The organism is Bacillus cereus group sp. MG1 (assembly GCF_040460035.1).
GTDB lineage: Bacteria > Bacillota > Bacilli > Bacillales > Bacillaceae_G > Bacillus_A > Bacillus_A cereus.
Genome location: NZ_JARVGY010000001.1, coordinates 928,912 through 949,995, shown reverse-complemented (window position 1 = coordinate 949,995; position 21,084 = coordinate 928,912). Strand labels below are relative to the sequence as shown.

The window sequence follows — 21,084 nt, the reverse complement described above, 5'->3', positions numbered from 1 at the left end:
TTGGTGATGAAAAAGAAAATGATGTTACAGTGGTTTGAGCAGGGAAGCATTGCAATTCCAAAATTGCTTATGATGCATTATAAAAAATTAGGTTTAAATGAGACGGAATTTATGGTTGTACTTCATGTACACACATTTTTAGAATCAGGTAATTCGTTTCCGACTCCTTCAGAGATTTCTGAACGGATGACGATAACGGAAATGAAATGTATGGAAATAATTCAGACGTTGATTCAAAAAGGTTTTTTATCACTAGAAGGTGGACAAAGATCAGAAGCGATGATGTGCGAAAGTTATTCTTTACAACCGTTATGGGAAAAAATATTACATTTCTTAATGGATGAATCAATAGAGGAAGAGCAAAAAGAAAAAAAACAGCTACAAGTAAATTTATATACAGTATTTGAAAAAGAATTTGGAAGACCACTTTCGCCGTTCGAATGTGAAACGTTAGGGATGTGGGAGGACCAAGATCAACATCATCCAAATTTAATTCAAGCGGCTCTTAGAGAAGCTGTAATGAGTGGAAAACTAAATTTCCGATATATTGATCGTATTTTATTTGAGTGGAAAAAGAATGGAATTAAAACGGTAGATCAGGCTCAAAATCAAGGTCAAAAATTTAGAGCGAATCAACAAAGGGCACAACAAATGACAAAACAAGAGACGAAATTTACTGGAAAAGTGCCTTTTTATAATTGGTTGGAGCAGTAATATAGGAGGAAAAATATGCTTAACAAAACGCAAATCCGTTATTGTTTAGACACAATGGCGGATATGTATCCAGAAGCACATTGTGAATTGGTTCATGATAATCCATTTGAACTTGTAATCGCGGTGGCGTTATCTGCACAATGTACGGATGTACTTGTAAATAAAGTGACAAGAAATTTATTTCAAAAATATAAAACACCAGAAGATTATTTAAGTGTTTCTCTAGAAGAATTACAACAAGATATACGCTCTATCGGATTGTATAGAAATAAAGCAAAAAACATTCAAAAATTATGCCGAATGTTATTAGATGACTATAATGGAGAAGTACCGAACGATCGAGATGAACTTACGAAATTACCAGGTGTAGGAAGGAAAACAGCGAATGTTGTAGTTTCCGTAGCGTTTGGAATTCCGGCAATTGCTGTTGATACACATGTGGAGCGAGTGAGTAAACGATTAGCTATGTGTAGATGGAAAGACTCTGTGTTAGAAGTAGAAAAAACATTAATGAAGAAAGTACCAATGGATGAGTGGGGGGTTACACATCATCGTATGATTTTCTTTGGACGTTATCATTGTAAAGCACAACGACCGCAATGTGAGGAATGCAGACTGTTAGAAGTATGTCGTGAAGGAAAGAAGCGAATGAAGGTGAAATAAAGGATGGAACGAGTTATAGAAATACCGAAAGAATTTCACTGTTTACCATTTTTTAAAGAAAGTGTAAATTTAATTAAGTATCATACAGACAATTCTTTTCAAGAGATAATACAAAATACTTACTTTATATTTGATATTGAAAGACAGTATGAGCCATGGAAGGAAATTGAAAACAGCATTCCAGTGATGTTGAATGTATGGAAAAATAAGCATGAAGACATTGCTATACTGTTTCGAAATAGAAATAAGCAAGAGGCTGAGGGACCAATGATTCTTTTTGCAGCTCACTTGTTATCGGTTGTCTATTGGCTAAATGAACAACCTGTTCATAGTTTGAATGAAATGCAAATAAATACGAATAAATTAAAAGTGCAACCTGTTAATTTTATGGAAAGATATTCATTCATTATAAAGAAACCGAGTAATTATCATTCTTATATTCAATTAGCGCAGTTGTATATCGAAATAGAAAAGCTGTATGTAAAGAAAATGATAACAAAAAAGAAGTCCGCTTCTCGTTAAGAGAAACGGACTTCTTTTTTTGTATATTAGGACTCTGTTGTAACAACAGCACCGTCTGCGTGAGGTGTATCTCCTCCGGGATTTTGGTGTTGCTGTTCTTGTTGTTTCTTAGCCTCTTCTTCAGCTTTTTTCTTGGCCTCTTCTTCAGCTTTCTTCTTAGCTTCTTCTTCAGCTTTCCTTCTAGCTTCCTCATCAGCTTTCTTTTGAGCTTCTTCTTGCTGTTTACGTTGTTGTTCTTGCTGTTGCTGTTCTTGTTGTTTCTTAGCCTCTTCTTCAGCCTTTTTCTTAGCTTCGTCTTGTTTTACTTTATCTTCATTAGCCTTTTTCTGGGCTTCCTCATCAGCTTTTTTCTTAGCTTCTTCATCGGCCTTTTTCTTAGCCTCTTCTTCAGCTTTTTTTGCATCTGGAGTTCCGCCAGGCGCAGTGAAGGATGCACCAACTGCTGGGCTTGTGCCAGTACCTTTTTTCGCTACTACAGAGAAGCTGTAAGTAACACCTGGTTTAATACCACCAAGAGTAGCTGTCGTACCACTTATTGATAGGCTACCACTTGAACCGTCAGTTGCTTTATAGCTGGCTGCATATGCATCAACTTCTGCTGGTCCAGACCAGTTTAGTGTAACTGTGCTAGCGCCATCAAAAGTGACATTCAGACCACTAGGAGCATCTACTTTAATTTGTTTAATTGCATCTTTTTTCGCACCTTTTACGTATAACTCTCCGTTTATTTCTTGTACAGAAGAAGGACGTTCAAAGCGTGATTTATCTGTAGCGAATTTGCTCATCATTACTTGGAACATTTGCTGTGCAATTCTAGTGGAGCGATCGCTAACATAATTTTTTGGACCATCTTTTTCGTAACCGGTCCAAACAGCCATTGTGTATTGTGGCGTATATCCAGCAAACCAGCTATCTCTGTTTGCATCAGCTGGGATGTCATATTTTTGAAGAACTGATTCATCAAAGTTTTGTGTTCCTGTTTTACCTGCTACGTCAACACCTGAAACGTATGCTGTTGGACCTGTACCACCAGAACCAGGTTTTACTACGTCACGAAGAACGTCAGTAACCATATAAGCTGTATAGTCTTGCATTGCGCGATGTTCTTTCGGTTTAAAGCTTTTCTTTTTCCCGTCCGGGAAGGTTACTTCTTTTACGAAGTGTGGTTTATTATAGTTACCACTATTACCAAAGGTTGCATATGCACCTGCTACTTCTAATGGAGAACTATCGTTACTACCGATTGCTGTTGATTCGTAGACTTTTCCTTCTTTAAAGGTCATGCCTAAACCTTCAGCAAATTCTTTTGACTTATTAAGACCAACTGTTTGTGCTGTCTTTAAAGCTGGAATGTTTAATGACTTTTTCAAAGCTTCACGTAGTGAAACGTCACCTTTGTAACTCTTTGTTGCATTTTGTATTTTCTTACCATTGGAATACGTATACTCTGAGTCGTTTAATTGATGGTATGTAGACCATTGTAAATTTTCAATTGCCGGACCGTAGTCGAAAATTGGTTTCATTGTTGAACCAACTTGGCGTTTTAAATCAGTTGCCATATTATGACCTTTGAAAGTAGACTTACTTTCTTTACGTCCAGCACCAATTGCTCGAACTTCTCCAGACTGTGTATCCATAAATACGAATGACCCTTGGAATTGATCGTCCGGATACTTAATAAGATTGCCATCCATAATTTTGTCGGCGTAATCTTGAGCATCTTGATCAAGTGTTGTATGAATCGTTAAACCATCTGAACCGATATTTACATCAGGATATTCTTTTTCAACTTCTTTTACAACCGCATCTAAAAATGCTTGATACTTCATCTCAGTTACTTCTGAAGACGGTTGAAGGCCCTCAGTTACTGGAATCTTAACGGCGTTATTCATTTCTTCTTTTGTTATATAACCATGTCGATTCATTAATGATAATACGACATTACGACGATTTGTTGCTCGTTCAACATTTTCCTTTTTTGTTGGATCATAAATGTTTGGACCTTGGGGTAAACCAGCGAGCATAGCAGCTTCATGTAATTGCAAGTCTTTTAAATCTTTACCATAATATTTTTGCGCTGCTGTCGCAATACCGTATGAACGGTTACCTAAATTAATCTTATTTAAGTACATTTCTAAAATCTCATGTTTAGAGTATTGTTGCTCTAATTTGTAAGATAAGTACCATTCTTGCACTTTTCTTTTAGCAGTTTTGTCCATCGTTAGAAAGTAGTTTTTAACGACTTGCTGTGTAATCGTACTACCACCTTGGGAACCGAAACCACCAGTGACATTTTCCATAACTGCTTTTGTAGTTCTTTTAAAATCAATTCCATTATGATCATAGAAACGCGAATCCTCAGTTGCAAGAAATGCATTTTCAACTACTTTTGGAATTTGATCATAAGTAACATGTGTTCGTTTTTCAGCACCGTATTCATAGAAGAAATTTCCGTTTTTATCGAGAAACTTTGTTGATAAAGGATTAACAAGTTTGGATTTGTCTAATTTTGGAGCGTCCTTTACCATAACAAAGAAAGCGGAAACGCCGGCTACAAGACCAACGATACCAAGAAGTAGACAACCTATAAGGAATTTCTTGAAAAAGGAGCCTTTTTTCTTTGGTTTTTCTTCTTTATGTGTTTTTTTCTCTTGATTTTTCACATGATTTCGTTCTGTACGAGAACGATAATTATCTGACATTATACTTTCTCCTACCTTTCATTCTCTCCCCCAAAAGTCGAAAAAAGAGCCTTAGTGATGACTCTATCACGAAAAATAAACCATGTCTAGTACACGGATATAGTCAATCCGAGGGTGATAACCGCATGATAATAAGGATCCATGCTCTTCTATTTCTTCTTTCGTAATCGACTTGCGTCCACCAGTATTTTGACGATTCCAAAATGCAATAATATGTTTTGCATCTAGTAAATAAAATTCATCAAAAAGTGTAAATTTAATAATAACAAATGCAATTCCATTATGAGCAACCACTTGCTTCATATGTTCAATTTGATGAAGGTGGAAGTTTTGAAGTGGGAAACTAGTTTTATTTTTGGTTTCCTTTGCTTCAAAATCGATGTATTTCCCTTTGTATACACCGTTGTAATCTGTTGTAGAAGGTTGTTTAAAATACGCTTCTTTTACCACTGCAGCACTTCGAGCGGGGTAATCTACTTTTACAATTTGAAGAGGTGTAGGCTTTTTATGTACACATGCAATATTATGGGTTAAGTAATATTGATTTGTTTCATTCAATTCCTCTTCAAGGGACATACCTCTATTACTATAAGTATGTGTTTTTATAGGTGTTTTTTGAGGTTGTGAAGCTTGATTATACCTTTTTCCATTTGGGTAACGAATGGTCATAGTGTGTCCACCCCCAACTTGCTAAGAATTACTTACAAAGGTGATTATATCAAAAAATGAAAAAAGATGTGACCTTTTTGATGAAAGGTATGATGACTTATTTATGTTTACATGGAATGATTATATGAAAATTAAACAAAATCGAGAAAAAAATTTTTGTATAGAGGAAGAAAAAGCAATCATTCACAATATTAAAAAGAAAACAGAAATAGCTAATGTGGACAATATTTCTCGGACACAATCTTATCAAGAATATTATTTAAGAAATAGTGAAATCAGGTGGGCCTTTTTAGCGAGTATGGTTTCGAGAAATGCGGGCTGGAATATGACTGATTTAGAAGGGAGATATTATGCTACTGTTTTACCTAGAACGGTAAAAAAACATTTATTTCTTCTGTACGAACAGGCTAATTGGATTATTTTTTTAGATGCATTTCCTCAGCTATTATTGTATGAGGAAAGTAAGAAGAGACATGCACCTCTCTTTCATTTGTTGCAATACTTCAATGTATCAATTTTTATGGAAAAAGAATGGTTACTTTTCTGGGAAAGAAGAGATATGAATAGACTTATGACAGCGCTTATTATAAATGAACAAAATAAAATTCAAAAACCAGTCATTGAGAACACATATTTTAAAAAACATGTATTCCATACTGCACTTTTTAAAGTACAAGAAAGACTTCATATTAGTGCAGTTATCTTCCCAACAATTGAAGGGAGAATGTATGGGTTTTCGGTTTATCAATTTGAAACGTTACAAAAGCGTATAGAACTAGGAAAAAAATTAGCATGGTTATTGTTTCATCCAATTTATAATGGTTCGTTTTATAAGTTTGCACTGCAAACTACACATACTGGGTCTAGAGAAGATTATGAAGTTTACGCAAAGGAAACTCGAAAGTCTTATACGCCAACACTTAGAGATATTTATCCTGTTATTTTACATGAAGAAATAAAAATGAGAGATTGGTTTTGTGCAAATATGAAAATGAATGTGCTATTTGTACTTGAAGAACCTAAAGGGGAAGTTAATATAACAGAATGGTATAGAAGAAAGAGAGAACAAATCTATAGGCTATCTATCGTAAACCGTTTTGCTAAAAGGATCGATGAGTTCATGATATAATAAAAAAGAAGTCCCGTCTTCCATTTTGAAGACGGGACTTCTTAATTTGAAAAAATCCTGCTATGCGTGCTACAACTTTAATTTCAAAACGTAATGCTAGTAGGAGATTAAGGATGATTTGAAATTTAAATGTTCGTAATAAAGTCTCGCTTTATGTAGCAGGGAAGTTTGGACCATCTAGCTTTGGATTGCCAGTCTCGGGTTTATTTTGTTGTTTGTTTTGGTTTTTCTTTTTTTCATTTTTGTTCTTTGCCATTGTAATACACCTCCTTTTTGTATTGTTACCATTTCTATAAATGACATACGAAATGATTTCTTTGACGAATAACAACTAGTTTTGTCATGTGGGCAGGAGTGGTGAATCATTCGGCGAAATTACATGACAAAGGAAAAGCAAAGAAGGAGGCGTTTTGTATATGGCGATGGTTCAGAAGGAAGATGTAATGAAAAAAATGGATCAAATGTTAAGTTCTCTCGATTTGCTGGAAATGAATATAGGGATTAGAATGAATCATGCATTAAAGGATGCGAGTGAAAAAATATGTAATAAGATAGAAATAACAGAAATGCATATTGAACATATGGAAAATAAATTAGTGCATCACGAAGAAAAAGGGAATTGGGTGAAGACATTTCAAAACGTCGTAGTGAGTGCATAATAAGGTGGGAAAGAAATGAAGAATGAAGCATTAATACAGTCTTCAGAAAAACTCATGCAGTATAATAATGAAGCGAATGTAAAAAAAAGAGAACTAACTGAATACGACTTTTATAAGGATATGAAACCGTTTGTAGATATGGTAGATGAGGAATTAAAGAAGTGGAAAGAACTAGCTTATACGTGGATTAAAGAAGAAAAGCCAAAGTATATACATGTACAGCAAATTGATCAAGTATACGATAATTTACAAACGAATGTGTTGCAATGCTTTGTAAATAAAGGTAAAGGTAAACGATTCTTTGAAACACACCAAGCCATTTCGTATACTTTGCAAAATATAGTTGAGCAATGTAAATAACAAGAGGGAGAGCCCTCTTGTTATTTTTATGCTTCTGTCATTGTTGTAGGTTTTGTTGCGCCGTTTATTTCTAATTCTTTTATTAATGTTCGATAATCTGATATGCATATTTTTCCTTCGAGATACCAATGTCTCGCAAAGTCTAATAATTCATTTGCATTCTCTGTGCAATACCCCTTTTTTTGAGAAAACGCTTGTTTTAAATCCCCTAATACCATGTTGATTCCTCCCCCATGAGAATCTTCTTCTTAATTATCATAGCATGGAAGGGTTTTCTTTTTTAATTTTTTAAAAATTTAAACTTCCGACAAAAATAGACATATATTCCATCACACATATTATTTTATAGGTACATATTATATATGTAGAAACTTATGTGAAGGAGGAGAGAATGCATGTTTCAACAACCTAACGTATATCAGCAAACGAATCCATATGCACAGCAAAATATGTACCAATATAATACGGATACATATTTACGGTATAATATGTATCCTTTCGATCCTTATTATGGAAATCAAAATTATTATCAACCGTTTGAAGTGTCCTTTATGAATCAAGCTCAACAACCACAACAGCAGCAACCTTATGTGAATCAAGTTCAACAATCACAAGCTCAGCAACCATACATGAATCAACCACAGCAGCAGCCTTATATGAATTCGCAATATTATATGCCACCACCATCGCCGTATGCTAATCAACAAGCGATGTTTTATCCACCAAAACAACCGTACCCGACGCAGGGTAAGCAAAAGCAACAACAGCCAAGCCAGTTTTCTAGTTTTGTTTCTCAATTTAAAACATCAGATGGTAACTATGATGTAAATAAAATGATGAATACAGCTGGACAAATGATGAATGCGATGAATCAAGTGACAGGTATTGTAAAGCAAGTTGGAGGCTTTTTTGGTAAGTGATGTTGAAGGATTGTCTATAAAAACAATGTAAATGAAATAAAGGACTAGACAAATTTCCTTGTAATAAATGGGTATATATAACAAACGGCTTTCTCTCTTTTCTCATACTGTAAAGTGTAATCAGATTTTTTTAACGAGAGAGGAGAGAAAAAACTATGCATCATTGTCATCCTTGCTTTGGAGGGCATAAGCCTACAGGACCTATTTGTACGACTGCTCCTGTCATTCATCCGACGAAACAATGCGTAACACACTCTTTTTCAACAACGGTGGTGCCACACATTTTCCCAACACATACAACACATGTACATCATCAACAAATTAAAAACCAAAACTTCTTCCCACAAACAAATTCAAATGTAAATGTTGTGGACCCAATCGACCCAGGATTCGGTGGCGGATGTGGACCGTGTGGTCATGGACATCATGGACATCATGGACATCACGTATCACCATTTGGTCCAGGACCAAATGTATCTCCGTTTGGACCAAACGTATCACCATTCGGACCGAATATTGGACCAAACGTATCACCATTCGGTCCAAATATCGGACCAAACGTTGGTGGAATGTTTAAAAAGTAAATGATATGTTAGAACTAGCGAAATGCTAGTTCTTTTTTTGTAATTGGAGTGTTGATATGAAAGTTATTGCAGTAACAGGATATAAGCCATTTGAACTTGGAATATTTAAAAATGATCATCCAGGAGTGGAGTGTATAAAGAAAGCATTACACCGTAAATTAACCAATTTTGTAGAAGATGGTTTAGAGTGGGTTATAATAAGTGGCCAATTAGGTGTAGAATTATGGGCTGCTGAAGTTGTTTTTGAAATGCAAGTAGAATATCCTGATTTAAAATTAGCGGTATTCACTCCGTTTTTAGAACAAGAAGAAAATTGGAAAGAAGATAATCGTGAATATTACGAATTTATTCTTTCTCAAGCAGACCATGTTGATAGTATCACGAAACGGAAGTATGAAAGCCCAGAGCAATTTAAATTAAAAAATCAATTTTTTATTGAAAAAAGTGATGCGCTTTTAGCGGTATACGATGAAGAAAAACCAGGAAGTCCCAAATATATTGTAGAATCAGCAAAGAAAAAAGGGGAAATAGAAAATTATCACAGTTATTTCATTCTTTTTTCTGATTTACAAGATATAATAGAAGAGGAACAGTGGAATAATGCAGAGTAATATGTAATATAGTACTCGTATATATGATTGACAAAAAGCATTGTTTCTGAAAAAATTTAGTTAATGAAAGTTTTGGTAAAAATTTGAGGTGAAGAAAATGATTTCGGATAAAATTAAATTAACAGCGAAAGATATTTTAGAAAAAGAATTTAAAACAGGTATGAGAGGTTATCAGCAAGAAGAAGTAGACAAGTTTCTTGATATGATCATTAAAGACTATGAAGCTTTCCACAAAGAGTTTGAGCAATTAAAGCAACAAAATGCTCGTTTAAAGCGTGAATTAGAGGAACAAAAACTAGCAGTAACGCAAGTTCCACAACAACCTGTACAAACACCAGTTGCACAACCAGTTTATAACAACACGAATACGGATATTTTAAAACGCTTATCTAACTTAGAAAAAGCTGTATTTGGAAGTAAGTTATACGAATGATGTAAGGTGGGAAAAGGTTTAAGCATTTTACATAGAAAAAAACGTTGCAAAATCTTTTTGTTTCCACTATACTAATGGATGTCATAACGTTTGGGTAATCGCTGCAACGCCAACGTTGTAGAGGAAAGTCCATGCTCGCACGGCCTGAGATGGCTGTAGTGTTCGTGCCTAGCCAATTCATAAGCTAGGGTATTCTGGCTGTAAGGCTGGTTTAACGGCAGGGAAAAAACCTAAGTCCTTTCGGATATGGTTTGACTACCTTTAAAGTGCCACAGTGACGAAGTCCTTGAAGAAATGATAGGAGTGGAACGAGGTAAACCCCACGAGCGAGAAACCCAAATAATGGTAGGGGAATCTTTTCCAAGGAAATGAACGACGGGAAAGGACAGGTTTTATAACCTGTAGATAGATGATTGCCACCGGAGTACGAGGCGTGGGCCGTTTGTAGTACAAAGGAACAGAACATGGCTTACAGAACGTTATGAACCAACTATGAAATAACTCAGCTCTCCTTTGTTAGAGGAGGGCTTTTTATTTGTATGAAGTTATAAAGTATGAGTTAAAATGGTTAATGAGAAAATTTTTCGTAAAATGTAATGATTAATAGGACCAATTGCTATTAATTATTGTTTGAATATACATAAGAGGTGAATGCAAATGGGAAAAGTTACTTTAATTGCAACAGCGGCAATGGGTATTGAAGCGTTAGTTGCCCGAGAAGTTCGCGATCTTGGTTATGAATGTCAAGTAGAAAACAGCAAAGTAACATTTGAAGCAGATGAAAAGGCGATTTGTCGCACGAATTTATGGTTACGTACTGCGGACCGTGTAAAAATTAAAGTTGGCGAATTTAAAGCAACAACATTTGATGAGCTATTTGAAAAAACGAAAGCATTAAACTGGGGAGATTATATTCCAGATAATGGCGAATTCCCTGTTATCGGAAAATCTTTAAAATCTGAATTATTCAGTGTTTCGGATTGCCAACGTATCGTTAAAAAAGCTGTCGTTGAAAAATTAAAAACAACATATAAACGTACAACTTGGTTTGAAGAAGATGGTCCGTTATTCCGTATCGAGATTGCAATGCTAAAGGATATTGCAACATTAACAATTGATGCGAGCGGTGTTGGACTTCATAAACGTGGATACCGTATGGATCAAGGGGAAGCTCCGTTAAAAGAAACATTAGCTGCGTCTTTAATTAAATTAACAAACTGGAAGCCAGATCGTCCATTTGTTGATCCATTCTGTGGATCAGGTACAATTCCGATTGAAGCAGCATTAATTGGACAAAACATTGCACCAGGATTTAACCGTGGTTTCGCATCTGACGAGTGGGGCTGGGTAGGTAAACAAAACTGGCGTGAAGCTCGTCAAGAAGCTGAAGATTTAGCGAACTATGATCAACGATTACAAATCATTGGATCCGATATTGATCATCGTATGATTCGAGTTGCTCAAGATAACGCAGAAGAAGTAGGCTTGGGCGATTTAATTACATTTAAACAAATGCAAGTAAAAGATTTCACAACAAAAGAGGATTATGGCTACGTTGTAACGAATCCTCCATACGGAGAACGTTTAAGTGAAAAAGCACTCGTTGAACAACTGTACAAAGAAATGGGACAAGTATTCCGCCCATTAGATACATGGTCAGCGTATGTATTAACAAGCTATGAAGCATTTGAGAAGTGTTACGGAAAAGAAGCGTCGAAGAAGCGTAAGCTGTTTAACGGATTTATCCGTACAGATTACTACCAATACTTCGGAAAACGTCCACCGCGTAATTCATAGTATACAACTCCTCCAGCGCGCATATACTGGCTATTATGTAATGCGTAAAGGAGGAAGTCATATGGATAATTTTCAATTATCAATGATTCAAAAAGCTATTCACCGTACGTATGATGAGCTCGGAAAAGAAGTGGATAGTCAAGGTGCGATTGCAGATGAAATACAAAAAGCACAAGAAGAATATTTGTCAGCTCTTTCACATGAAACAGCGATTGATAAACGGTATTTAAAGTCATTAATATAGAAGAAAATTTTCCTTTTTCGAAAGGAAAATTTTTTTTCGTGAATTTCTATGTATTGCAACAGGGGAAAGTGGCTGCACACATATGCGTAGCAGTTGCTATTATCTTTTTATAGAAAAACTTTTTGGTTGGAGGCTAAGGATGTTTACTGAGAAGAGATTACCATTTGAAGTAGGAAAACAAGATAATTTTTATGATAAGTTGAATGAGTGGATTGGAGATGTGTTTTACGACATCCTTCCGGAAAAAGGCTTTGAAGAGCGTGATGAACAAATTTTTATGGCGTTTCAGTTAGAACGCGCTTTCCAAGAAAAGAAAGTTATGTTCGCAGAAGCTGGTGTAGGAACAGGGAAAACAATTGTATATCTTCTATATGCAATTTGTTACGCGCGTTATACTGGGAAGCCAGCTATTATTGCTTGTGCAGATGAAACGTTAATTGAGCAGCTTGTGAAAGAAGAAGGGGACATTGCGAAATTATCTGAAGCATTAGGGCTATCTGTTGATGTAAGGCTTGCAAAATCAATGGATAATTATTTATGCTTACGTAAACTTGAAGATGTTATGAGTGGACGAGCTCCAGAAGTAATTGAAGACGTATATTACGAGTTACCACAGTTTGTATTCGATCATGGTACAATGCAAAACTTTACTCACTATGGTGACAGAAAAGAATTTCCACTTTTAAATGACGAAGAATGGTCAAAAGTAAATTGGGATTACTTCCAAGATTGCTTTACTTGTGATTCTCGTCATCGTTGTGGACAAACTCTTTCTCGTGAACATTATCGTAAAGCAGCAGATTTAATTATTTGTTCTCAAGATTTCTATATGGATCATATTTGGACGTACGATGCTCGTAAGCGTGAAGGGCAAATTCCGTTATTACCAGAAAGTAGCTGTGTTGTATTCGATGAAGGACATCTTGTAGAATATGCAGCTCAAAAAGCTTTAACATACCGTTTAAAGCAAACGATGATGGAGCAACTTTTAACAAGATTGTTGCAAAACGATATTCGTGAGGAGTTTGCACATTTAGTAGAAGAAACAATTTGGCAAACAGAGCGATTCTTTGATGTGTTACAAGAAAACAAAAAAGAAATTGCTGGTTCTGATCGTTTAGAAATTACTGTGACAGAAAAAGTAACAGCTGAAGCGAAACGACTTTATGCAAAAATCGGTGAAGTTGGAGATGCATTAGTATTCGAAAGTGAAATGCATACAGTAAACACGTATGATTTAAATATTGTTGATGAGCATTTAGATGTATTAGAACATTCACTTCGTCTGTTCATGCATGAGAAAAATGTAATTACTTGGGGTGAAGAAGGTGATGGAGCCTTCACGTTAGTAATTATGCCACGTGCAGTTGAAGAAGTGTTACAAGAGAAAGTATTCTCAAAGAAAATCCCGTATATCTTCTCGTCTGCTACATTATCTAATAACGATTCATTCGCGTTTACAGCGAATAGCTTAGGGGTAAAAGATTACTTATCATTCTCAGTTGCCTCACCGTTTGATTATGAGGAGCAAATGGCAGTAAACTTACTATCGCATACGAAAGAGAATGAATGGGAAAGAAAGTGTCAATATACACTTGAAAATATACAAAAAACAAATGGACGTACACTTGTATTATTCCGTACAACGCAAGAACTTGCAGCGTTCAAAGAGTATGTAAGTAAAGAGCAAATGTCGGTTCCGTTCTTATATGAAGGAGATCAGGAAATTAGCCAGCTCGTTTCTCGTTTCCAAAATGAAGAAGAGACTGTACTTTGTGCCGTTCATTTATGGGAAGGTTTAGATATTCCTGGTTCATCATTATCACATGTTATCATTTGGTCATTACCATTCCCTCCAAACGATCCGGTGTTTGAAGCGAAGCGTAAACATGTGAATGATCCGTTCTGGGATGTAGATGTACCATATATGATTTTACGTCTTCGTCAAGGTATTGGTCGTTTAATTCGTACGAGCGACGATAAAGGTGCTATTTCAATCTTCTTATCTAATACAGAAGATGAGAAAGTGGTAGAAGCGGTGAAAAACGTACTACCGATAGAAGGTAAAGAATTATAAGGAGAAAGCTTGGCGCTTGCCAAGCTTTTTTTCTATTATAAAAGGAATTTAGATTTTCATGTCGAATTAAGTTTGAGGTAGAAAAGGGAGGTTTTTATACGATGACAGTAGCTACATATGAAGTAGAAAAACAATTTTTAACATATGTGAAGAAGATACAAAATTACGGAGAAGCATTAAGTTTAATGTTTTGGGACTTAAGAACAGGGGCGCCTAAAAAAGGTGTTGATCAACGTTCAGAAGTAATTGGTATGCTTTCATCAGAAGTGTTTGCTATGTCGACTTCAGATGAGATGGGAAATTATTTAACAGAGCTTGAAGCTTTAATAAGTGAAGACAAACTTTCTGAAACGACGAAGAAAATGGTTGAAGAGTGTCGGAAAGAATATGATAGAAATAAGAAAATTCCACAAGCGGAATACGAAGCGTATGTGAAATTAGAAGCGAAAGCAGAGAGTGTGTGGGAAGAAGCTCGCGAAAAATCTGATTTCGAAATGTTCCGCCCGTACTTAGAAAAAATTGTTGAATTTAAAAAGAAATTTATTACATATTGGGGTTACGAAACATATAAATACAATACATTATTAGACATGTATGAGCCAGGTATTACAGTAGAAGTTTTAGATCACGTATTTGGTCAACTTCGTGAGCGCATCGTGCCGCTTGTAAAAGAAATCTCTGAGTCTAAAAAAGGATTAAAAACAAGTGCTTTATCGGAAAAATTTTCAAAAGAAAAACAAAAGAACTTTACATTAGAACTATTAAAGCAATTGAATTATGACTTTGAAGCAGGTCGTCTTGATGAAACAGTACATCCATTCGAGATTACATTAAATAGAGGGGATGTTCGTATTACGACACGCTATGACGAAAAGGATTTCCGCATGGCTGTGTTTGGAACAATTCATGAATGTGGTCATGCTGTATATGAACAAAATATTGCAGAGAAATTTGAAGGTACACCGTTATGTAGTGGAACATCTATGGGTATTCATGAGTCACAATCGTTATTCTTTGAGAACTTTATCGGCCGTAATAAATCATTCTGGAAGAAAAATTATGATTTATTAAAAGAGTATAGCAATGGTCAATTTGATGATATGTCAGTCGATGAATTTTATGATGCAATTAACGAATCGAAGCCGTCATTCATTCGTATAGAAGCAGATGAGCTTACATACCCGCTTCATGTTATGGTGCGTTATGAATTAGAGAAAGAATTATTTGATGGTACATTACAAGTGAAGGACTTACCAGCAGCTTGGAATGATAAGATGGAAGCATATTTAGGAATTCGTCCGGAAAATGATGCGCAAGGTGTATTGCAAGATGTTCACTGGGCTGGTGGCTCATTTGGATACTTCCCATCTTATGCGCTTGGTTACATGTATGCAGCGCAATTTAAGCAAAGAATGTTAAAAGACATTCCGAACTTTGATGCATTATTAGAAGAAGGAAACGTAACACCAATTCGTGAATGGTTAACAGAACATATTCACCAATATGGTAAAACGAAAAAGCCACTTGAAATTTTAGAAGATGTAACAGGCGAAGGGTTAAATGCAAATTACTTAGCAGATTATTTAGAAGTGAAGTATAAAGAAATTTATGAGTTATAAAAAAGAGCTGCTTACTTGCAGCTTTTTTTTATAGGGGGATAGAAGATGGTTTATACATATACAGTAATGACGCAAGAAGAGGCGGAAGAGATTGCATATAACTGGCATTATAAAGGGGAATATTCCTTTTACGATATAGAGGCAGATGAAGAAGATTTAGCTGAGTTTTTAGAGGGTGAGAGTAGAGGGAATCATATATTTTCTGTGAAAGAAAATGGTACTCTCATTGGGTTCTTTACGGTTTGTAAAATAAATAATGGAACGGTTGAGATAGGACTTGGAATGAGACCTGATATAACTGGCAATGGATTTGGTTTACAGTTCGTGAATGCTGGACTAGCTTTTAGCAAAGAAAAATACGGATGCAAATATATAACACTATCAGTAGCGACATTTAATGAGAGAGCGATAAAAGTGTATAAAAGGGCGGGATTTGAAGCGGTTGGAACGTTTATACAGAAAACAAATGGTGGTTGTTTTGAGTTCTTGAAAATGAACTATATATGTAAACGTGATTAAAAAACAGAGGGATCTTCTGTTTTTTTATTTTGATTTAGAAATATATGATACATATTTTTTACTTGTTGTAATTGAGAGTTTTGAAATTTTGGTAGAGGGTGTGTATGATAGAAGTTTAGTAGCAAATAGTAGGTTTAGCAAGGAAGGGTAGAGGTAGTATGATTACAATTAAAACGAAAAATGAAATAGATTTGATGCATGAATCTGGAAAATTACTTGCTTCATGTCATAAAGAAATTGCGAAAATGATAAAGCCAGGTATAACGACACAAGAGATTGATACGTTTGTTGAAATGTATTTAAAAAAGCATGGTGCCACATCTGAACAGAAAGGTTACAACGGGTATCCATATGCGATATGTGCATCTGTAAACGATGAAATGTGTCATGCGTTTCCGGCCGATGTTCCTTTAACTGAGGGTAATATTGTAACAATTGACACGGTAGTAAACTTAAATGGGGGTCTTTCAGATTCTGCTTGGACGTATAGAGTTGGAAAAGTTTCTGATGAAGCAGAAAAGTTGTTGTTAGTAGCTGAGAATGCTTTGTATAAAGGGATTGATCAGGCGGTAATTGGTAATCATGTAGGAGACATTGGCTATGCAATTGAAAGTTATGTAACAAATGAAGGTTTTTCTGTCGCAAGAGACTTTACGGGACATGGGATTGGTAAAGAGATTCATGAAGAACCAGCAATTTTTCATTTTGGGAAACAAGGACAAGGACCTCAGTTACAAGAAGGAATGGTAATTACAATTGAACCGATTGTAAATATAGGTATGCGATATTCTAAAGTAGATTTAAATGGGTGGACTGTACGAACGATGGACGGGAAATTATCAGCTCAATATGAGCATACAATTGCGATTACAAAAGATGGGCCAATCATTTTAACGAAGTTGTAATTGGGAATGAAAGAGTTTGCAAAACTCGAACAAAGATAGTGGTTTTTAAAAATTTGTACGTGTTTTTTTGATAAATGCTTTTCAAAGCATAAAAAGTACGTTATAATCCTTCTATAAAATAAATAGTTAGCTACACTCATATAATCGCGGGGATATGGCCTGCAAGTTTCTACCGAAGTACCGTAAATACTTTGACTATGAGTGAGGACGAATATAATTGCTTGTTTAGCATTCTTTTTTTGCGAAACTCCAAAAGCGCGTCTCTCACTTGTAACGAGTGGTGGCGGCTTTTGGAGTTTTTTTATTGCATAAGAGGGGGAACAAACATGAAAGTATTACAAGAAAAGATTTTGAACGAAGGAAAGGTTTTATCTGGTGACGTATTAAAGGTAGATGCTTTTTTAAATCATCAAATTGATCCAGTACTTATGCAAGAAATCGGAAAAGAATTTGCTAAACGTTTTAAAGAAGAGAACATTACAAAAATCGTGACGATTGAATCTTCAGGCATTGCACCATCGGTTATGGCTGCATTAGAGCTTGGTGTAAAAGTAATTTTTGCACGAAAACGTAAATCGTTAACGTTACAAGATAATATGTACGTTGCAAACGTATATTCATTTACAAAACAAGAAACAAATGAAATTTCATTATCTCGAAATCATATCGATGAAAATGATCGTGTATTAATCATCGATGACTTTTTAGCAAACGGTCAGGCTGCTTTAGGTTTAATGAGTTTAGTAGAGCAAGCCGGAGCGAGTATTGCAGGAATTGGAATTGTTATTGAAAAAGCATTTCAAGATGGAGGAAAGAAGCTTCGTGAACAAGGCGTTCGTGTTGAATCACTAGCAGAAATTGCATCACTTGATAACGGCACAGTTACATTTGTACAGCAAGAAACTGCGGAGGTGAAATAAACGATGAAGCAGCATCCATTTAAAATTGCATCGCTTGGTATGCAGCATATGCTTGCAATGTATGCTGGAGCAATTATCGTTCCGCTTATTGTGGGCGGTGGACTTGGTTTGAATCAAAAAGAGTTAACATATTTAGTCTCAATTGATTTATTAATGTGCGGCGTTGCGACAATTTTACAAGCACTATCAAATCGCTTTTTCGGTATTGGGCTTCCAGTTGTGCTTGGTTGTACATTTACAGCGGTTGGACCGATGATTGCGATTGGAAAACAATACGGTGTGTCTTCAATTTATGGAGCAATTATTGCTGCTGGGTTATTCGTTGTTATTTTTGCGAAATTATTTGGAAAACTTGTAAAACTGTTTCCACCTGTTGTAACAGGATCTGTCGTTACAGTAATTGGAGTTACACTTGTTCCAGCGGCAATTAATGATATGGCTGGAGGAGTAGGAAGTAAAGATTTCGGTAGTCTTGAAAATTTAGCATTAGCATTTGGTGTGTTACTATTTATCATCATTATGTATCGTTTCTTCGACGGATTTATTCGTTCAATCTCTATTTTGCTAGGTTTATTGTTCGGTACTATCGTTGCAGTGTTTATGGGGAAAGTAAGTTTGCAAGCGGTTGGAGAGGCGGATTGGTTCCACGGTATTCAACCATTTTACTTCGGTACACCAACATTTGAATTAACACCAATTATTACGATGATTTTAGTTGCTTGCGTAGGGATTGTAGAAGCAACGGGTGTATACTTTGCATTATCTGATATTTGCAATAAAAAAATCGGTGAAAAAGAATTAACAAAAGGCTATCGCGCAGAAGGATTAGCGATGGTGTTAGGTGGCATTTTCAACGCGTTCCCATATACAACATACTCTCAAAACGTAGGACTTGTTCAATTAACTGGAGTAAGAAATCGCGTTATTATTTATACTTGCGGTGGTATGTTAATCGTACTTGGTTTCATTCCTAAAATCGCAGCTATTACCACAATTATCCCAAAATCAGTACTGGGCGGTGCGATGTTAGCGATGTTCGGTATGGTTATGGCATATGGTATTAAAATGTTAAGTAGCGTTGATTTTGGTAAACAAGAAAACTTATTAATCGTTGCATGTTCTGTCGGAATTGGGCTTGGCGTAACAGTCGTTCCTACATTATTTTCACAACTTCCAGAAAGCATTCGTATTTTAACAGATAACGGAATTGTACTTGGAAGTGCGTCAGCAGTACTTTTAAATATCGTATTTAATATGGTGCCGCAGCGCAAAGTGAAAGTAGAAGAAGAGCCAGTATCTATGCAAAGTGCAGTAAGAGAAGCGTGAAAAAGCAAGGTCTCGTTATGAGACCTTGCTTTTCTTTTTAAGTGGCATTATTTTCCCGTACGTACCAAGACGCCAAATGTACTCAAGTGGCCCGTATTGGTAATGTGAAAGCCACCAGCGGCTAATAAAGATTTGTAACGTGTAGAAACTAATGCAGAATATTGGTCCAACCCATAATGGAGCAGGATAATAATTTTTAAGGAATAGACCAAATACAAGTAATGTAACAATTGTATGCGAGATGTAATTTGTTAATGCCATTCGTCCAACGTATTGGAATGGACGTAATAACGTTTGCCATTTTTCTTTTTGTAATAAACGCATGAGCGTGAAAATGTAGAATATGAATAACGTTTTTCCGCTAAACATTGTAAAGACCTGCATATAAATTGGTTCATAAAATGGTTTTGATAAGAAGTAACGGACCATGAAGAACCACATTGGTAATGTTAAAAGGAACATAATAATTTGCCATTTTTTAAGTTTTGGATCTAACTCTTTCGTGCGGCGGAAAATATCCTTTTTGCCGGCGTATAAACCAAGCAAAAATAGCCCAACTGTTTCTGGAAGCATAAGTAAATTTAATCCAATTCCATCAGCGTAAAATGCATGGAAACGATTTTGTATTTGTGACAGCCAGTCTTCTAATGGCATGATAGGTAAGGAAAAACCTAGCTCTTCCTTTGGTACCAATGCAACCGTAATACCAGCCATTAGCATAATGAATTGAAAAATACTCAATAAAACGATAGTCCATATTAAAATAGTACGAGGTTCTCTCTTATAAAATAAAAATAAGAAAAATCCAGCAATCGCATAAGTATGTAAAATGTCACCGTCCCATAAAAGAACGTAATGTAAGAAACCGAATAATAATAAAATAAGTAAGCGGCGAACAAACAAAGTTTTTGGGCGTTCGGTTTTCGCCTCAGCACGACTCATAAAAATATAAAAACCTAATCCGAATAAAAACGAAAAAATTGTATAAAATTTCGTTTGAATAAACATATCGTAAAATAGGCGAATATAGCTGTCTATCCCTTCGTAAATTCCTGAAAGATCACGTGAGTCAACCCCGGCGATAACAGGCCAATTCACAAGAAAAATACCTAGTACAGCTATTCCTCTAATAATATCGATGGAGTGTATCCTCTCGCCATGTGTGAGATTTTGCGTCATTTTTTTCCTCCTTGTTAAGTAATTCCCTTTTATTATACAAAATGTAAGATGGAGGGGATAGGCGATATTTCCATTTTTTTAAACTGTTAAGTTATGTAGGATAAGATATAATAAGAGTGCACAATAAGTTTTACCCTTTTTCAAAACAGGCAGTAAAGCTCCTTCTTATAAGGAGCTTTCTTTATGAAAAGTGTTGATAATGATTCTCTTTAATGATAAAATATATTTAAAATTGATAATCATTATCAAAAAAGGTTGGTGCGTAAGTATGGTATATACATTAGTAGCAGGTACAGTCGCTGTATATGCAGTTATTGCGAAGTATGTTTTAAATGGAGTAGGAACAGCAAAATGAGTGATATGACATAAAATCCCTTTCATTTGTAAAAAGAATGAAAGGGATTTTTTATTTTTAATGAGAATATGCTGAAAATTTAGTATGATAGTAAAGTGAAACTGTAATCAATGGGTAGGTGTAACTCTCACTGGTTATGAGCTCGCAATTAGCGGGAAAAAGTATATACATCTTGGA

General features: G+C 35.5%; 24 protein-coding genes, 1 other RNA gene and 1 riboswitch. Of the genes, 20 read left to right on the top strand and 5 right to left on the bottom strand.

Annotated features, from left to right (window positions below; translation table 11 throughout):
* Nucleotides 1-6: 6 nt before the first annotated feature.
* Genes dnaD through QCI79_RS04730 form a run of 3 tightly spaced genes read left to right on the top strand, consistent with a single transcriptional unit; the run spans nt 7 to nt 1,899 of the window.
* Nucleotides 7-714 carry a DNA replication protein DnaD gene (gene dnaD, locus QCI79_RS04740; protein WP_021728639.1) on the top strand — a complete coding sequence of 236 codons (708 nt, stop codon included), beginning with the start codon at nt 7-9 and terminating at the stop codon, nt 712-714.
* 15 nt (nt 715-729) lie between these two features.
* Nucleotides 730-1,377 (top strand): endonuclease III, encoded by a 648-nt coding sequence (gene nth, locus QCI79_RS04735; RefSeq protein WP_000933034.1) that lies wholly within the window; start codon nt 730-732, stop codon nt 1,375-1,377.
* Between the two features lie 3 nt (nt 1,378-1,380).
* Nucleotides 1,381-1,899: a YpoC family protein gene (locus tag QCI79_RS04730; RefSeq protein WP_000442655.1), complete on the top strand. Its 519-nt coding sequence runs from the start codon at nt 1,381-1,383 to the stop codon at nt 1,897-1,899.
* 26 nt (nt 1,900-1,925) lie between these two features.
* Here QCI79_RS04730 and QCI79_RS04725 read toward each other — a convergent pair whose 3' ends face one another.
* Together QCI79_RS04725 and recU are read right to left on the bottom strand one after the other, a co-directional pair.
* Nucleotides 1,926-4,601 carry a PBP1A family penicillin-binding protein gene (locus tag QCI79_RS04725; protein WP_021728640.1) on the bottom strand — a complete coding sequence of 892 codons (2,676 nt, stop codon included), beginning with the start codon at nt 4,599-4,601 and terminating at the stop codon, nt 1,926-1,928.
* Nucleotides 4,602-4,667: 66 nt separating this feature from the next.
* Nucleotides 4,668-5,270 (bottom strand): Holliday junction resolvase RecU, encoded by a 603-nt coding sequence (gene recU / locus QCI79_RS04720; RefSeq protein ID WP_000155598.1) that lies wholly within the window; start codon nt 5,268-5,270, stop codon nt 4,668-4,670.
* Between the two features lie 103 nt (nt 5,271-5,373).
* Between recU and QCI79_RS04715 the strand changes: the two genes are divergently transcribed.
* A complete protein-coding gene (locus QCI79_RS04715) occupies nt 5,374-6,399 on the top strand; it encodes a DUF2515 domain-containing protein (protein ID WP_000495650.1) in 1,026 nt (341 codons plus the stop codon).
* Nucleotides 6,400-6,550: 151 nt separating this feature from the next.
* Here the strand turns inward: QCI79_RS04715 and QCI79_RS04710 are convergent, their stop codons facing one another.
* Nucleotides 6,551-6,730 carry a hypothetical protein gene (locus tag QCI79_RS04710; protein WP_001987054.1) on the bottom strand — a complete coding sequence of 60 codons (180 nt, stop codon included), beginning with the start codon at nt 6,728-6,730 and terminating at the stop codon, nt 6,551-6,553.
* A gap of 85 nt (nt 6,731-6,815) precedes the next feature.
* On the opposite strand from QCI79_RS04710, the gene QCI79_RS04705 reads away from it, so the two are divergent.
* The gene (locus QCI79_RS04705) at nt 6,816-7,058 is read left to right on the top strand and encodes a hypothetical protein (protein WP_001252036.1); all 243 of its coding nucleotides are present in this window, start codon (nt 6,816-6,818) and stop codon (nt 7,056-7,058) included.
* A 15-nt stretch (nt 7,059-7,073) separates the two neighbouring features.
* Entirely contained in the window at nt 7,074-7,418 is a 345-nt protein-coding gene (locus QCI79_RS04700; RefSeq protein WP_000786940.1) for a YppE family protein, read from the top strand.
* 26 nt (nt 7,419-7,444) lie between these two features.
* Here the strand turns inward: QCI79_RS04700 and QCI79_RS04695 are convergent, their stop codons facing one another.
* Nucleotides 7,445-7,636, bottom strand: a complete 192-nt coding sequence (locus QCI79_RS04695; protein WP_000242652.1) for a YppF family protein — start codon at nt 7,634-7,636, stop codon at nt 7,445-7,447.
* Nucleotides 7,637-7,813: 177 nt separating this feature from the next.
* Here QCI79_RS04695 and QCI79_RS04690 point away from each other — a divergent pair, with 177 nt between their 5' ends.
* The 13 genes from QCI79_RS04690 (at nt 7,814) to pbuX (ending at nt 19,373) form a co-directional block, all read left to right on the top strand.
* Nucleotides 7,814-8,338: a YppG family protein gene (locus QCI79_RS04690; RefSeq protein ID WP_021728641.1), complete on the top strand. Its 525-nt coding sequence runs from the start codon at nt 7,814-7,816 to the stop codon at nt 8,336-8,338.
* A gap of 155 nt (nt 8,339-8,493) precedes the next feature.
* Complete coding sequence (locus QCI79_RS04685; protein ID WP_000546268.1) at nt 8,494-8,922, top strand: CotD family spore coat protein; 429 nt, start codon at nt 8,494-8,496, stop codon at nt 8,920-8,922.
* Between the two features lie 56 nt (nt 8,923-8,978).
* Complete coding sequence (locus QCI79_RS04680; RefSeq protein ID WP_000862915.1) at nt 8,979-9,533, top strand: SLOG family protein; 555 nt, start codon at nt 8,979-8,981, stop codon at nt 9,531-9,533.
* A 97-nt stretch (nt 9,534-9,630) separates the two neighbouring features.
* Nucleotides 9,631-9,966 (top strand): cell division regulator GpsB, encoded by a 336-nt coding sequence (gpsB, locus tag QCI79_RS04675; protein ID WP_000622431.1) that lies wholly within the window; start codon nt 9,631-9,633, stop codon nt 9,964-9,966.
* An 86-nt stretch (nt 9,967-10,052) separates the two neighbouring features.
* An RNA gene (gene rnpB, locus QCI79_RS04670) (RNase P RNA component class B) lies at nt 10,053-10,443 on the top strand.
* Between the two features lie 180 nt (nt 10,444-10,623).
* On the top strand, nt 10,624-11,763 hold the full coding sequence (locus QCI79_RS04665; RefSeq protein ID WP_021728642.1) for a THUMP domain-containing class I SAM-dependent RNA methyltransferase: 1,140 nt from the start codon (nt 10,624-10,626) through the stop codon (nt 11,761-11,763).
* A 61-nt stretch (nt 11,764-11,824) separates the two neighbouring features.
* Nucleotides 11,825-12,007 carry a DUF3921 family protein gene (locus QCI79_RS04660; protein WP_021728643.1) on the top strand — a complete coding sequence of 61 codons (183 nt, stop codon included), beginning with the start codon at nt 11,825-11,827 and terminating at the stop codon, nt 12,005-12,007.
* A gap of 139 nt (nt 12,008-12,146) precedes the next feature.
* Nucleotides 12,147-14,084, top strand: a complete 1,938-nt coding sequence (locus QCI79_RS04655) for an ATP-dependent DNA helicase (RefSeq protein WP_021728644.1) — start codon at nt 12,147-12,149, stop codon at nt 14,082-14,084.
* Nucleotides 14,085-14,185: 101 nt separating this feature from the next.
* Nucleotides 14,186-15,703, top strand: coding sequence for a carboxypeptidase (gene ypwA / locus QCI79_RS04650; protein WP_021728645.1), 1,518 nt, complete (start codon nt 14,186-14,188; stop codon nt 15,701-15,703).
* 45 nt (nt 15,704-15,748) lie between these two features.
* A complete protein-coding gene (locus tag QCI79_RS04645) occupies nt 15,749-16,222 on the top strand; it encodes a GNAT family N-acetyltransferase (protein ID WP_021728646.1) in 474 nt (157 codons plus the stop codon).
* A gap of 158 nt (nt 16,223-16,380) precedes the next feature.
* On the top strand, nt 16,381-17,127 hold the full coding sequence (locus QCI79_RS04640; RefSeq protein ID WP_000628415.1) for a type I methionyl aminopeptidase: 747 nt from the start codon (nt 16,381-16,383) through the stop codon (nt 17,125-17,127).
* A 116-nt stretch (nt 17,128-17,243) separates the two neighbouring features.
* Nucleotides 17,244-17,345, top strand: a riboswitch (purine riboswitch).
* 108 nt (nt 17,346-17,453) lie between these two features.
* Nucleotides 17,454-18,047, top strand: a complete 594-nt coding sequence (locus QCI79_RS04635; protein WP_000866496.1) for a xanthine phosphoribosyltransferase — start codon at nt 17,454-17,456, stop codon at nt 18,045-18,047.
* 3 nt (nt 18,048-18,050) lie between these two features.
* Nucleotides 18,051-19,373, top strand: a complete 1,323-nt coding sequence (gene pbuX / locus QCI79_RS04630; RefSeq protein ID WP_021728647.1) for a xanthine permease PbuX — start codon at nt 18,051-18,053, stop codon at nt 19,371-19,373.
* Nucleotides 19,374-19,388: 15 nt separating this feature from the next.
* Here pbuX and QCI79_RS04625 read toward each other — a convergent pair whose 3' ends face one another.
* Nucleotides 19,389-20,552, bottom strand: coding sequence for a DUF418 domain-containing protein (locus QCI79_RS04625; RefSeq protein ID WP_021728648.1), 1,164 nt, complete (start codon nt 20,550-20,552; stop codon nt 19,389-19,391).
* 199 nt (nt 20,553-20,751) lie between these two features.
* Between QCI79_RS04625 and QCI79_RS04620 the strand changes: the two genes are divergently transcribed.
* On the top strand, nt 20,752-20,907 hold the full coding sequence (locus QCI79_RS04620; RefSeq protein WP_000600122.1) for a hypothetical protein: 156 nt from the start codon (nt 20,752-20,754) through the stop codon (nt 20,905-20,907).
* Nucleotides 20,908-21,084: the final 177 nt, after the last annotated feature.